This is a genomic window from Chlamydia crocodili, from assembly GCF_018343815.1.
Lineage (GTDB): Bacteria > Chlamydiota > Chlamydiia > Chlamydiales > Chlamydiaceae > Chlamydia > Chlamydia crocodili.
In genome coordinates this window covers 741,052-755,351 of the sequence record NZ_CP060791.1, presented here as the reverse complement: position 1 = coordinate 755,351, position 14,300 = coordinate 741,052, and the positions used below count along the sequence as shown (strand labels likewise).

Sequence of the window (14,300 nt, the reverse complement as noted above, 5' to 3'; positions counted from 1 at the left end):
TTCCTTACTTCTTAACAATCTCTTCTTGAATTTTTTGAGGAACCTTAGCAAAGAAGGCTGGTTCCATTGTTGATGTTGCTCTTCCGGAAGTCAAGGATCTTAAAGATGTTGTGTATCCAAACATTTCACTTAAAGGAACCTCGGCATTTACTTGTGCCATACCTCGTGAAGATTCCTGGCCTAAGATTTTTCCACGACGACGATTCAAATCACCAATAACATCTCCTAAATGATCCTCAGGAGTCGTTACCGCAACTTTCATAATAGGTTCTAGAATCACCGGAGTGGCTTTTCTGCAAGCTTCTTTCACAGCCATTGAACCGCATATTTTAAATGCCATTTCACTGGAATCTACCTCGTGATATGATCCAAACACAATGTTGACCTTAACATCTACCAAACCATAACCAGCAAGAACACCTGTATTTAAGCCTTCTTCTACACCTTTCATAACTGCTGGGATATATTCTCTAGGAATAACACCGCCAACAATTTTGCTGACAACTTCATTGCCCTTCCCTGGTTCATTTGGCTCAATCTCGAGGCAAACGTGAGCATATTGTCCACGACCACCAGACTGTTTCACGTATTTTGTTTCGCTTTTGCCATTCTTGGTAATTGTTTCTTTATAAGAAACTTGAGGCTTGCCAACATTAGCTTCCACTTTAAATTCGCGAATCATACGATCGCGAAGAATATCTAAATGTAGCTCACCCATCCCAGAAATAATTGTTTGTCCTGTCTCCTCGTTTGAAGTAACGCGGAAAGTAGGATCTTCCTCGGAAAGAGCACTCAATGCTTGAGCTAATTTCTCTCTATCTCCCTTAGATTTTGGCTCAATAGCCATATCAATCACAGGTTCAGGAATTTCAATACGCTCAAGAACAATTTCCTGATTATCGTCGCAAAGCGTATCCCCTGTAACTGAATATTTTAAACCTACACAAGCACCGATATCCCCAACGGTAAATTCGTCTCTATCGGTTCTTTCATTAGCGTGCATCTCTAATAAACGAGAAATCCGCTCTTTTTTATCCTTAGTGGAGTTAAGAATAGCTGAACCCTTTTTAAGAGTTCCTGAATAGATACGGATAAAGGTGATACGACCAACATAGGGGTCTGTCATAATTTTGAACGCAAGAGCAGCTAGAGGGCCGTCTTTTCTAGGTTCTAAATGAACTTCTTCGTTGTTCTTTAGATTAATTCCATGGATTACACCACGATCTTTAGGTGAAGGCAACCATCTTACAATAACATTGAGAAGCTGCTGGACACCTTTATTCTTAAAGGCAGTTCCACACAATACGGGATTGATCTTATTTTCAATAACCCCTTTGCGCATCGCATCATGGATTTCTTCTTCGGTAATAGAATTTGGATCTTCGAGAACTTTCATCATGAAAGCTTCATTACTTTCATCTACTGTAGCAAGTTCTTCAAGAAGTGCATACCGAAGTTCTGCACATTTCTCTTTAAGTTCTTCAGGAATTTCTCGTTCTTCCCACTTAGCACCTAGAGTTTCATCTAGAAAATATAGAGCCTTTTGCGAAATCAGATCCACCATTCCAACAAATTGGCTTTCAGCGCCAATAGGACAGTGCACAGGAATGGCATTAGCACCAAGTTTTTCTTTCATAGATTCTACGGCCGCAAAGTAATCCGCACCCATGCGATCCATTTTATTTACGAAAGCAATCCGGGGAACACCGTACTTATTCGCTTGTCTCCACACAGTCTCTGATTGAGGCTCAACTCCAGACACTGCATCAAATACAGCTACGGCACCGTCTAAAACACGAAGAGATCTCTCAACTTCAATAGTGAAGTCCACGTGTCCAGGAGTGTCAATAATATTGATTTTACAATCTAGCCAGAAAACAGTTGTTGCAGCAGAGGTAATAGTAATACCTCTTTCTTGCTCCTGTTCCATCCAGTCCATGGTAGCTCCGCCTTCATGAACCTCACCAATTTTATGAGTTCTTCCAGCGTAATAAAGAATTCTTTCTGTAGTTGTCGTTTTTCCCGCATCGATATGTGCCATGATACCGATGTTTCTAATTTTGCTTAAATCGAATTCCTGATCACTCATGAACTTGTTATGCCTCTTCCAAACCGAGATTAAATATTATTTTACCACTTATAATGAGCAAATGCTTTATTAGCTTCAGCCATACGGTGGGTATCTTCACGTTTTTTAATAGTAGCTCCCTGTTTATTGAAACAATCAATGAGCTCAGTTGCTAATCCCATCTCCATAGATTTTCCAGGCTTTGCTCTAGCGTGTTTAATAATCCATTGCATAGCCAAACAGTCTCTTCGTCCCGAAGCAACTTCTACAGGAACTTGATATGTAGCTCCACCAACACGACGAGAGCGAACTTCAAGCAAAGGCTTTGCATTTTCCAAGGCTTCTTCAAAAGCCTCTAGCACATTCTCCGCTCCTATTTTCTTAGAAAATCTATCTAAAGCAGAATAAACTATCTTCCTAGCGATGCTTTTTTTCCCATGCATCATAACTTTATTAATGAACCTTTCTAGGGTTACGCTTCCATAGATGGGATCTGCTGGAATTACTTTCTTCTCAGCGGCATGTCGTCTTGACATATAAATTAACCTCTAACTTCTCATTCCTAAATAAAGAATAGTCCTACTTAGGACGCTTTGCTCCGTATCGAGAACGGCTTTGTTTTCTATTTTTGACAGCAGCACAGTCTAGAGCTCCACGAACAATATGATAACGAACACCGGGCAAATCTTTAACCCTGCCGCCTTGAACCAAAACAATGCTGTGCTCTTGTAAATTATGGCCTTCACCACCAATGTAAGCGATGACTTCTTGGCCGTTAGACAAGCGCACCCAGGCAACTTTACGCAAAGCTGAGTTCGGCTTTTTAGGAGTCTTTGTCTTCACTTGTAGGCATACACCACGTCTCTGTGGACATTTCTGCAAGGCTGGAGATTTCTTTCTAGACGCGCTAGATTGACGCTTTTTACGTATTAATTGATTAATGGTTGGCATGTATCCTTCTCAATTCAACCTAACTACTATAAGGGGGAAAATATAGAGTAAGGATCCCTTTGTTTGCAAGGGCTTATTTTTAGATGGGAATCAGCATATAATCATCTGATATTCAAAAAAATCATTCTAATATGAAAAACTTATTTTTCAGTTTTAGAATTGAAAAAAAACGAGTCTTCACCTTCATAGGAGAAGAAATTAGGCATTATCAATCAAAAGATCAGCAGAGTGAAAACAATAATCTACTACATTATTGTTAATATAACCAAAAAGAAATCCCAAAACTATTTGCTGGAGATCTTGTTTTGAACAATAAGCTGTTTCTTTTCCGTTTTGGATAAAATAAATATACGATTCATTTTCGGATACATTTTGTACGAATATCATAGGGATAACACGAGAAAGCAAACGTCTTGCTATAGTCGCATTCGAAATACCAGTTAAAGCTTCTATTGAACTCTCAGACAAAAAAAGAACGTTTACGTGGGGTAACAATGACCAAATCCGATCTCTAAACTCATAAGCAATGCGTGAGTTATTGAGATCAAGCATGATTTTCTGCGCCTGGCTTCCAGTCTTTTTTAAAAAACTCTCTATACAGCAGCCAGAAATGAACAATTCACTATCAATCAGAGCATAGCCCCCGTCTGGCGATAGACACAGTTCTGTTGAACATTCGGGAACGTTTTGAAGAAAATAACATAAAGTATCTTCTTGATTCGGACAACGCAAGACTAGACGAAATTGATCTAATTCATTAAATGCGGGGCCATATTCCGTCTGTTTTAGATAATTAAAGTAAGGATTTCCGTTACGCAAACTCGTGATACCCAGGTTTGCGAGCTGATCTTCTGTAAGACTTAGAGGCTCCTTCCTTGTCACTCGGATAGGATTTTCTGGAAAAACTCCTTTATACATAAAAAAAATTTTTTTCACATCAGAAGCACTTATAGTCTGTATCTCCCCGATTTTCAAATTGCAACTTTCAATAAATTCTCCGTGAACATCGAGGACGACATCAATAAAAGGGCTACCGAGTATGGCAAGAGATTTAGGTGCTATCCAAGGAAAATCTTCAGCGTATGCACAAGGAAGGGCTCCAGGAATTAAGAAAGAAGCTATCAATGCGAAAAAATAAAGATAATGCATAAAAGAATCTCAAAAACAATCTAAGTTGCAATATTAGATTTAAAACTTTTATTTTAAGTGTTTTCTTATGTCATTTTTTTTATAATATTTGTTCTTTAGGTCGAAGGGAACCCATGAACACGGAAATTCCAGTCAATTCTTTACGCACAGATTATCAACAACAAGTGTACGCTTCTTCGCGTAATGTTGTGATGATTGCAATGGCTGCTGTATTTTTAATTCTTGCTTTGATTTTTTCTGGTTTAAGTTTCCTTCCCCAAGCAACACTACCTTTTTCCGGAGCCTACTTTGTTATTGGTTCCTTCTTAGTTTTCATTGCAGCCGGAATACTATTGATCAACACCCTTTGTGATGTGTTTAACACATTACGTCCCTTCGCTCCGCCATCTTAGAAAGAATATTTTTTTTTACCAACCTGTTTATTCTAAATAGTTTTTTTTTGAGATTGAAAATCTTCGCTCAAGCCCGAGGATTTTTTGTCGATGTTACGAGTATCCGTGATCAACAAAGATATTTGTAATGATAAAAATACTACGTCTTTGCGCTCTTGTTCTAACATGCTTCCCTAGTCTCTCTTTTGCTTCTGAATTACTGCATGAAGAAGACATCCGGAAAACTGTTGATAAGCTAATTGAATATCATGTGGATGTGCAAGACATCTCTTCTGATATTCTCATACGCTCATTAATAGGATACTCCCAATCATTTGATCCTCACAAAGCTTATCTTACAGAACAAGAAGTAAGTAATTTTATCCAATCTACAGACATCAAAAAGCGCCTATTGAAAAATTATAAAACAAATAATTTTTCGGTGTATCAGAATTTAAATCGTGTAGTTAAAGATAGCATTATTCGAGCACGTCAGTGGCGAACTGAATGGCTATCTGATCCCGAGACCTTGGTTAAAGAAGCCTCCACACATGTACTTATTAGAAAACCTAAGCAATGGGCACAGTCTACCCAAGAGGTAAAAGAGAGGCAGCGTTCTTTACTCCTCTCCTATATTTCTGTATATCTATCGGATAGTTCCAGAGATAGATATCAAGGAAAGGAAGCCTCTTTAACCAGTCTCTGTGTACGTCAACTCGAAGCATATGAGAACCCTTATTTAGGCATCAATGATTATGGAAACCCCATGTCACCTCAAGAGGAGTCTCATCACTTCCATGTTCGTGTCGTCAAGGCTATGGCTCACAGTCTGGATGCCCATACAACATACTTTAGTAAAGATGAAGCCCTTGCTATGCGCATTCAATTGGAAAAAGGAATGTGTGGAATTGGTGTAATCCTAAAAGAAGATATCGATGGAGTTATTGTAAAAGAGATTATTCCTGGAGGACCCGCGGACAAATCTGGCGACTTGCATATTGATGATGTAATTTATCGTGTTGATGGTAGAAGTATAGAGAATCTTCCCTTTAGAGCTGTACTAGACTGTCTTAGAGGTTCTCGAGACTCTGAAGTCATCTTAGATGTGCATAGTCAAGAGCAAAACCGTACGGTGAAATTAAGACGTGAAAAGATCAGTTTAGATGATCGTCGTGTAGATGTTTCCTATGAGTCTTATGGTAACGGGGTTATTGGAAAGATCACTCTACATTCTTTTTATGAGGGTGAAAATCAAATCTCTAGTGAACAAGATCTAAAACGAGCGATTCAAGGTCTACAAGACAAGAATCTCCTAGGGCTAGTTTTAGACATCCGAGAGAATACAGGAGGTTTTCTCTCGCAAGCAATTAAAGTTTCAGGATTGTTTATGACTAACGGAGTTGTCGTTGTATCCCGATATGCAGATGGCAGTATCAAACGTTACCGTACGGTGTCTCCTAAGAAATTCTATGACGGTCCTTTAACCATTCTTGTTTCGAAAAGTTCCGCATCTGCTGCAGAAATTGTTGCTCAAACGTTACAAGATTATGGCGTAGCTATAATTGTTGGTGATGAACAGACTTATGGGAAAGGGACAATCCAACATCAAACAATTACTGCAGATTCTGATAAAGAGGGATTCTTCAAAGTTACTGTAGGGAAATACTACTCTCCTTCTGGAAAGTCTACACAACTTCAAGGTGTGCGCTCTGATATCCATATCGCTTCGCGCTATTTTGAAGAACCTTTAGGAGAACGTTATCTAGAACATCCCCTACCTGCGGATAGCTGTGACAATGTGATGAATGATAATTTAGGAGATCTGGACTCCCATATGCGTCCATGGTTTCAAAAGTACTATACTCCAAATTTACAGAAAGAAGAGACTGTGTGGAGAGAGATGCTTCCTCAGTTAACTGCAAACAGTAAACAACGACTAAGTGAAAATAAAAACTATAAGATCTTTTTAGACGAACTAAAAGATCCCTCAGATGCAGTTCGACCTTTTGGAAGCAATGATTTACAAATGGAAGAATCTGTGAATATTTTAAAAGATATGATTCTTTTAAGACACGGTAAGTCTGCCATTTCTTTAGGAGGCTAAATGCCTCCTAATGTCTCAAGATGTTACAAAGTTAATGACTATTCCGTTTTAACTAGATGTAGATGTACTCGTTGCATCAGTACTTTCCGTAGTGAAAATCGTATTTGATTGGTTAATTTTCCCATCATCTAGAATATCTTCAGTTGTTGCTAAAAGACGTTTGCATAAACGCCATTTTTCTGGAGTACAAGGCTGTTCCATAAACACTGAGGTTGTTAGAAGTTTAATCAAACCGATAACCGCAGGGATTAAGAATAAGAAGGCATTTTTGCCAAGCTGACCTTGCAGTACAAAAGTTAAAGCCAAACCAGCAACAAGTAGGATAACTCCTAGCACGATCATCGTAATTTGAAATGCTCTCGATTGTACAATTTTTGATGTTCTTACTGGATCAACTATATGTACTTTGCACCATCCCAATACGGAATTAATCAAAGTTACCTGGACTGTTTCGTCTTTCATTACATCCTCTAATCCTGGCTTGATTAGATCGACTAAGACATCGCTGCTATTTGATACACCTGTTGTCATGTTAAACTCCTTCTCTAAACACGTAAGACGAAAAAGTTTAACCAACTCCGGTATTAATTAAAATTTTTAATTGAATTTTTTTAGATTTTATAAAGACGGGCCTCCAAGAAATTCAAAAAATTCTTAATAGGCAGAAAACAAAAAAAACCGCCCCAGATAAAATCTAGGACGGCTTTTTCGTTTAAGAACTTTTAAAGGAATTTAAAAGGATTAATAAACGTGTGTGTTTTCCGTATCTGCTACAGGTACTGTTAAAGTATCTGAAGAAAGAATAGCTTCTCCGCGAGCATCTCCAGGAGCAACCCCTTTCAATGTTACAGAAAACTCTACAGATTCTTTAGAACCTAGTTTAGGTAACGCATCAAATACTACTGTATTACCTGTAATAGTTCCTTTTGTTGGACCTGAAGAAGAAACTGGTTGCAATTCCTTAGAAAACTTAAGGATTAATGAAACGTTAGTATCTTCTGCAGAACCGCGGTTGGTTACACAAATACGGTATACGGTATTTTCACCTACACAAATAGGGTCATTGGTATCGATGACGCACATATGAGTAGCTGCGAGACCTTTCCAATGAGTTGTAACTTCTGCGCAAGAAGTGCATGATCCACAATCAGAATTTGTTCTTACTGAAACTTGATTTGTGAATTTTCCTGGGCTTTGAGCTTTAGCAACAACCTTAAACTGGAGAGTTTCTCCTGGGCACATTTCTTTAATGCACCATACAGCTTTGTTACAGCAAATTTCAGCTCCAGCAGCTTCTAAAATTGTAGCTCCTGATGGTGCTGTATCTTCTATAACAACATCGTAAAGTTTAAGATCACCTGGGTTAGATACAACAATTGTGTATTCTACAGGCTTACATACATAAGACCAGTCAGCTCCAGAGATATTTACTTGTACACAAGGCTCGTTAATAACAGTAGTTACATTGGCAGAACATTTATGTCCTCCGCAGTAAGATACGGTAGCAACGTTAGTAACTTTTCCTCTTTTTTGAGGACAAAATTCTACAGTGAATGATTTAAAATCACCAGGACGCATATCTCCTAGGTTAAAGGAAAGAACGCGTTGTCCTGAAGCATGAGTATAACCGTCGGGTACTGGGTTATCAACCACAACACCGCGAGCTATAGCAGAACCTGTGTTGCAAACTTCGATTTTGTAACAAACTGGGCAACGTAAGCAAGCGCAATCAGGGCCTTCTTGCTTAATGCAAATAGCAGGTTGTCCGCATTTGGTATAAGAGCGAAGCTCTGGGCAAGCACATACAGTAGCAGCTGTGAAGCAGCAACCTTCTTTAAGAGGTTTTACCCAAACAGTAATTTTACATTTCTCACCTTGACCTAAGCGATCAATTGTCCAAATCAATTTACTATCGGAAGTAGGTGTTGTAGCAGGATCACTGCTTACAAATTCAACTTCACAAGGAAGTTGTTGAGTGATAACGACATTAACGCAATCTTTTTTACCTACAGCAAGAATTTCAATAGGATAAGGAGATCCTACTGTTGCATATTCAGGTACAGCTTGGCTAATTTCAACGTTACAATCATCATTAACACGCACACAATACATTTTGCCGTAGCAAGACTCTTGTTTTGTATCTACTGATGATTGGCATGAGCCATCTTGACAAGGATAAAATTCTTTATCACAGCAAGGGCCATTATTTTTTTGTTCTTGTTTTTGATTTTTATTACGGCCAAATCTAATTTTCTTGGCTGTTGTCTGCAAGATATTGTCATCTGAGGTGTCAGCATTAGCAATAAATCTTGTAGCAAGAGACTCTGCAGCAGCGGCCTCTATCTTCCCGCTGGCAAATGAACTCGCCATACTAGTTAGCGCGAGGACCGTAACTACTCGTCTGATGAGTTTGGACATAGGGATCTCCTATCGCGTGTGTTATTTTTTCTTCTGCCATCGGGTAGAAAGTTACGAACTCTTACCCTCAACATTTAAGTTTATTTTCATAAAGGCAGTTAGCAGGGAAATAATTTACCTCCTAACTACCTAACCAATTTAAGTAAATAGTTAAGAACCGTTACTTATTGTTTGCATCTACCGTCTGGAGATGTACAACCTTTAGCTTGAGGCCCTTGAACTCCTGGACTACACTCAGAGCCACAAGGCTTGGAGCAAGAAGGTGTATAGGTACCGCAAGGACTGCATGCGTTGTCTTTCTTGTTGAAAGCGTTGCAAGGATTGCAGGACTTAGGTGCACAAGGATCTTCAAAACAGCAATCTACGATACGGCAGCAGCTACTTAAGCCAACAACACCACAACATACTGCAGCTAGTAAAACAGCTTTCTTCATAAGTTTATAACTCCTTTCTAATTAGAAAACTTAACGCGCTTGATTTCTTATTAAAAAACCCTTTCAATTTTTAATAATTAATAAAGCACTTTCCCATGAACAATATTACAATAGAAAATAAAAATTTTATCAATTCTTTTTTCTATTTATATTTTTCTTAAACTAATTATTTTTCTGATAGCAAAAACAAAACTAGAGTATTAACTAAAGTAAGTTCATCAAATAAGACTGTATTATAGAGGAAGCCAGAAGAGGGTTATTATGAATAACTTATGTTCGGCATATTAATGAACAGGAATTTTTTATGCACCCTAAACCCCTGGTTATCAAAAGATTGTATCTTTGTTGTAAAAACAATACTATTAATTAATAGATAATAAAACAAATGTTGTTCTAACATTTAAACAAATAGGGAGTTGAGAGATGAAAAGATTTTCTTTTTTACATATGGTTTTCTTCACATCTCTGTTTGTTTCCAGCTGTTCCTATGCTCCCCCTCCTCGTAGCTACATTCTTGCACAAGGACGTATTCCTCTGACTAAGCAGGCAAACTCTTTAGAGTTCTCCCTAGCTAAGTCAGTATTTCAAGCATCTTATCCACAAAATATATAGTTTTATCTTGCAAACTCTAAATAGTAAGAGCCTTGCCACTCTGTAGAACTAAAATTCTAGGATCTTGCTTTCAAAATCTTCTTCTTTAAGAACCTTATCAATAGCTGTTTGAATCTTCTTAGGGACTCCCCCAAGAAGATTTTGTGCGTGAACCATGCGCATACGTGTACGAGGTTTCCCCAACAACTCCATAGAGTCAAACAAGGGTAATCCCTGTTTTTTCCCAGTAATAGCCACATAAAGAAGTGGTATAATTACTTTCTTATGGTTTAATTGAAAAGCCTCTGAAAGCCATTTAGAACCCAAATAAAACTGATCCTTAACCCATAAATCAGCTTTTTCTAAGTACTTTACATAGCTGTAAAAAACGATAGCAGCCTTCTCTTCAGAAATTGCTGCCGGTAAAAGCTCTTCCTTTGAATACTCAGGAAGAACTGAAAAGAAAAATTCTGTTAGTCCTACAAATTCTGCAAGTGTCGCAATCCGAGATTGACATAGGGGAAGAATTTTTAAGAAAAACCCATCATTGATTAACCAGTCTTTCAGTCTAGCTAATAGACTTTCTGGTGATCCCTCATGATTTAGGTAGTGCTTATTCATCCAATCTAGCTTGCGGGTATCAAAAACCGCTCCAGATTTTCCAATCCGCTTAGGATCAAAATTCTCAATAAGCTTCGCTAAAGAATACACCTCTTCATCTCCTTCCATGCTATAGCCCATGAGAGTAAGGAAATTCATAAAGGCTTCTTTGATATATCCGGCATCACGATAATAAAAGATCGAAGTAGGATTCTTTCTTTTAGATAGCTTTGTTCCATCCGGGTTGAGGAGTAATGGCATATGTAAGAATGTAGGTGGTTCCCAACCGAAGGCTTCATAAAGAAGCAGGTGTTTAGGAGTGGAACTCAGCCATTCTTCTCCACGAAGAACATGTGTAATACCCATAAGATGGTCGTCTACCACGTTAGCGAAGTGATATGTGGGGAAACCATCGGATTTCATAAGAACTTGATCGTCAACATCTGCCCAAGGGAAAACAACTCTGCCCTTGCAATAGTCTTCAAGAATACATTCACCGGTAAGAGGAACTTTTAATCGAATGGTATAAGGCTGACCCTCTCGTGTCCGAGCTTCTATTTCTTCTGGAGAAAGATAACGATAACGGCGATCATACCCTCCACGATATCCCAAAGTAGTGGCAACAGCTCGCATTTCCTCAAGCTCTTTGGGCGTAGCAAAGCATTTATAAGCGTAATCTGTTTTTAAAAGAAGCTCGGCATACTCTCGATAGATTTCTGTGCGCTCTGATTGTCTATAGGGTCCATAAGGACCGCCAACATCTGGTCCCTCATCCCATTGAATACCACACCACTCAAGAGCGGAGAAAATATTCCTCTCGTAATCGTCACGGCTACGTGTTTGATCCGTATCCTCGATTCTCAAGATCATCTTTCCGTTGAATCGTTTTGCAAAGATTTCGTTAAACAAAGCCATATAGGCTGTCCCTACATGGGGATCCCCCGTAGGCGACGGCGCAACTCTAACACGTACGTTTTCCCAAGCCATTCTTTTTTAATCCTAAGACGAAAGAGACTTGATACCTTGAACCTACTTATTTCTTCAAGAGAAATTCTCTCTGGGCGTCTCTATTAACCAAATTAGAAGCGAGCAAAAAAATAAACTCTGCATCCCTAAGTAAAGCTACAGAGTTTCTATGAAAATTTACACGCAGACTTAATCTATCTGCTATAAATAGAAAATAAAAAAAATACGAGGTATTAGAAGGGCGAAAGAGATAAAAGCAATAGCTAAGCTAAGGGGCAAAAGAAGATAAATACGAACTAGTCGTTCTCAAATAAGAGGGTTCCGGAAGAAACAATATCCTCTGGAGTAGCTGTAGCTTGTTCAACCGCAGCATCTTTTATTTTCTTCGCTGTTTGCTTATTCAAATAATCGCTCTTATATCTATCGATCTCTGATTGACTGATAACCCAAGCAGCACCTTTACGCTCTCCTCGCATAGTTCCTGTACGCGTAGCATAATAAACTTTCTGCACAGGAATTCCTAGCATATCAGCCACCTGATTTACAGAATAATATCCTCTATCGTTATCAAAGAGTAGTTCACCTTGATAAAGGGACTTTTTTCTCGAATAACGGTTACGCTTGTAGTCTTCCAAATCCTTAAGATCAATTTCCCATCGGGTTGTTTTAGAAGCCCTTAGTTTCTTTTGTTTGATTGCCACGTAAATTGCTTGACGTGTCACATTATGCAATTTTGCAGCCTGTGTAATAGAAACCATCTCGGTTCCTTCTTGTACCTCAAGTTGCTGTGCATCTTCTCTGTCATCTAAATCGAAACAGCTTTCATGTTGTATGCATTCCATACGTTAGCAAACCTCCCCCCTCAACATATTCTAGAATTAAAACAACCTTAATAGTTAGTAGTTCTTCCTTAATTTTTAGAAATTTTTAAATAAGTATTTTCCTAAGAAAAGCTTTATTAATCAAGATTTTTTGTTAATACAAAGTTGATGTTTTTGGTTTAAATCTTAATAAAACCAAATAACTCCTTCAATTTATTAATATTTCTTAACATTAAAACATAGAGATCTTAGAGACATTGGTTTGCGCAACTACAAACCCTTTCTCCTAAAACACTTGTTAAAATGGAAAAATTTTAGGAAGAGCGGGACGAATCTTATTCCTCCTAAATTCAACAGTCTTTACATAGTTATTTGAAAATAACTATCTCAACCCTTCTGAAAATCAAATAGATAGGTCAGAAAAAACCAGATTTTATCGTAATAGCGTTCATTTTTTCTCCATTAGCTTGTCTGACTATTTTCAAGAGTCTATTCAACTATAGTAGTAAGTTATTCTGAATCGCATTTTGTATCTCAGTAGCTTTATGCGTACTAGTATCCTTAATTTGAAGACAAATTCAAGGCAGAGACAACAGTGCCATAGAGAATCTTTTACGTAAAAGATTCTCTATTGAGCCAAAATACGCTTTCGCATCATCGAAGTTATTCCCTAGAACCTAGTGTTTCAGTCAGATCTTCGGAATCAAAGTGATCTGTGATGTGTTCAACTATCTTCCTCACAGTTGTCTCCTGAAGAACACCCTGATGTACTAGAAGATATTCTCCCATAGAAATTTTCTTTCCAGGAAGATTAGAGGTATTGGAATCTAAAAACGGTGCTGCAAAACAATTATTTCTATTGAACAAACCGTCGCCTATTAACTGAGATTGACTATTTACCCCATGTATAAATAATTCGGGGCAAACAAGAGACTCACTATATTTTGCTGAATTGATCTCCCAACCCAATAATTCTATCACCCATTGACCTAATTTCCCTACCCATTGAGATGCTACTGCTGAAACAGACTTTGGCCCACGGTCTTTAACGACAAACCAACTAACCCCATCACTCCCATCAGTAATTTCCTTACTTAATCCCAGAGCTTGTACTAATGTTCCTAAAGAATAGCCGTAAGCAATGATTTGCTTTGCTTTCGGCCCCCCAGGATGATCACGAAGATAATGAACACATGCCTGATAAGCTTTTCCTAAAGATTCTCGCGAAATAGGACCTTTGCTATGCATCACTCCAGGATAGTTAAATACTAAAACATTAGCTTGTGATTGCTTTGCTACATTCAACATCCAATCATCACCCCGACGAAGAATAGCTCTGTTTTCAAAACATTCGCTATTTCCTAGGGAAATAAGCATCCATCTATCTTTCTTAGCGTTAGGAAATTCAATACGGAGGGTATCAATGAATAAATCATCATTTTGAATAGGAACACGTTCTACAGAACTCACATAGCCACTATCTACCCAATAACCTACACGAATGTGAAAGGCTTCTTGTAATAACCTTTTCACACAGCATAATTGTCCTGAAAATGCACCTCCGGCTGCGGGAAGCAACACATTCTGACAAATTTTCCCCAATATCCAAAATAATCCAACAGGAATAAGCAAAATAATGCGAAAAATTAACTTAACAACTTCACAGATAACATCGATTAAATTGTACAGTAAAGGACACTGCGCTCTCCTCTCATATGCTTTACGAGCAGCTTCTGAGGAAAACATAAAAATTTCAGGTTTTGGGTTCATCGTGAACAGGGGATTACCTATAACAGATGATTGGGTAACTGAGAACATATCTGCTGC

At 38.2% G+C, this 14,300-nt stretch carries 13 protein-coding genes; 3 read left to right on the top strand and 10 right to left on the bottom strand.

The features are described 5' to 3' along the window. Positions 1-4 precede the first annotated feature (4 nt). The 4 genes from fusA to H9Q19_RS03395 form a co-directional block, all read right to left on the bottom strand. Positions 5-2,089: an elongation factor G gene (fusA, locus tag H9Q19_RS03410; protein ID WP_213240314.1), complete on the bottom strand. Its 2,085-nt coding sequence runs from the start codon at positions 2,087-2,089 to the stop codon at positions 5-7. A 41-nt stretch (positions 2,090-2,130) separates the two neighbouring features. Next, positions 2,131-2,604: a 30S ribosomal protein S7 gene (rpsG, locus tag H9Q19_RS03405; RefSeq protein ID WP_213240312.1), complete on the bottom strand. Its 474-nt coding sequence runs from the start codon at positions 2,602-2,604 to the stop codon at positions 2,131-2,133. 43 nt (positions 2,605-2,647) lie between these two features. Next, positions 2,648-3,019, bottom strand: coding sequence for a 30S ribosomal protein S12 (rpsL, locus tag H9Q19_RS03400; protein ID WP_006342868.1), 372 nt, complete (start codon positions 3,017-3,019; stop codon positions 2,648-2,650). 198 nt (positions 3,020-3,217) lie between these two features. Beyond that, entirely contained in the window at positions 3,218-4,168 is a 951-nt protein-coding gene (locus tag H9Q19_RS03395) for a carbohydrate kinase family protein (RefSeq protein ID WP_213240310.1), read from the bottom strand. Positions 4,169-4,281: 113 nt separating this feature from the next. Here H9Q19_RS03395 and H9Q19_RS03390 point away from each other — a divergent pair, with 113 nt between their 5' ends. Both H9Q19_RS03390 and tsp read left to right on the top strand, forming a co-directional pair. Then, positions 4,282-4,560 carry a hypothetical protein gene (locus H9Q19_RS03390; protein WP_213240308.1) on the top strand — a complete coding sequence of 93 codons (279 nt, stop codon included), beginning with the start codon at positions 4,282-4,284 and terminating at the stop codon, positions 4,558-4,560. A gap of 127 nt (positions 4,561-4,687) precedes the next feature. After that, positions 4,688-6,643: a tail-specific protease Tsp gene (tsp, locus tag H9Q19_RS03385; RefSeq protein WP_213240306.1), complete on the top strand. Its 1,956-nt coding sequence runs from the start codon at positions 4,688-4,690 to the stop codon at positions 6,641-6,643. 48 nt (positions 6,644-6,691) lie between these two features. On the opposite strand, the gene H9Q19_RS03380 is transcribed toward tsp, so the two are convergent. From H9Q19_RS03380 to H9Q19_RS03370, 3 genes are all read right to left on the bottom strand, one after another. Further along, the gene (locus H9Q19_RS03380) at positions 6,692-7,174 is read right to left on the bottom strand and encodes a cysteine-rich outer membrane protein (protein ID WP_213240304.1); all 483 of its coding nucleotides are present in this window, start codon (positions 7,172-7,174) and stop codon (positions 6,692-6,694) included. A 210-nt stretch (positions 7,175-7,384) separates the two neighbouring features. Beyond that, positions 7,385-9,061, bottom strand: a complete 1,677-nt coding sequence (gene omcB, locus H9Q19_RS03375) for an outer membrane complex protein OmcB (protein WP_213240301.1) — start codon at positions 9,059-9,061, stop codon at positions 7,385-7,387. Positions 9,062-9,225: 164 nt separating this feature from the next. Beyond that, the gene (locus H9Q19_RS03370; protein ID WP_213240299.1) at positions 9,226-9,495 is read right to left on the bottom strand and encodes a small cysteine-rich outer membrane protein; all 270 of its coding nucleotides are present in this window, start codon (positions 9,493-9,495) and stop codon (positions 9,226-9,228) included. Positions 9,496-9,918: 423 nt separating this feature from the next. On the opposite strand from H9Q19_RS03370, the gene H9Q19_RS03365 reads away from it, so the two are divergent. Continuing rightward, complete coding sequence (locus H9Q19_RS03365) at positions 9,919-10,107, top strand: hypothetical protein (RefSeq protein ID WP_213240297.1); 189 nt, start codon at positions 9,919-9,921, stop codon at positions 10,105-10,107. 48 nt (positions 10,108-10,155) lie between these two features. Here the strand turns inward: H9Q19_RS03365 and gltX are convergent, their stop codons facing one another. From gltX to H9Q19_RS03350, 3 genes are all read right to left on the bottom strand, one after another. Then, positions 10,156-11,673 (bottom strand): glutamate--tRNA ligase, encoded by a 1,518-nt coding sequence (gltX, locus tag H9Q19_RS03360; protein WP_213240295.1) that lies wholly within the window; start codon positions 11,671-11,673, stop codon positions 10,156-10,158. A 275-nt stretch (positions 11,674-11,948) separates the two neighbouring features. Beyond that, positions 11,949-12,494, bottom strand: coding sequence for a helix-turn-helix domain-containing protein (locus H9Q19_RS03355; RefSeq protein WP_213240293.1), 546 nt, complete (start codon positions 12,492-12,494; stop codon positions 11,949-11,951). 642 nt (positions 12,495-13,136) lie between these two features. Next, complete coding sequence (locus tag H9Q19_RS03350) at positions 13,137-14,243, bottom strand: CPn0927/CPn0928 family alpha/beta hydrolase fold protein (protein ID WP_213240291.1); 1,107 nt, start codon at positions 14,241-14,243, stop codon at positions 13,137-13,139. Positions 14,244-14,300 lie beyond the last annotated feature (57 nt).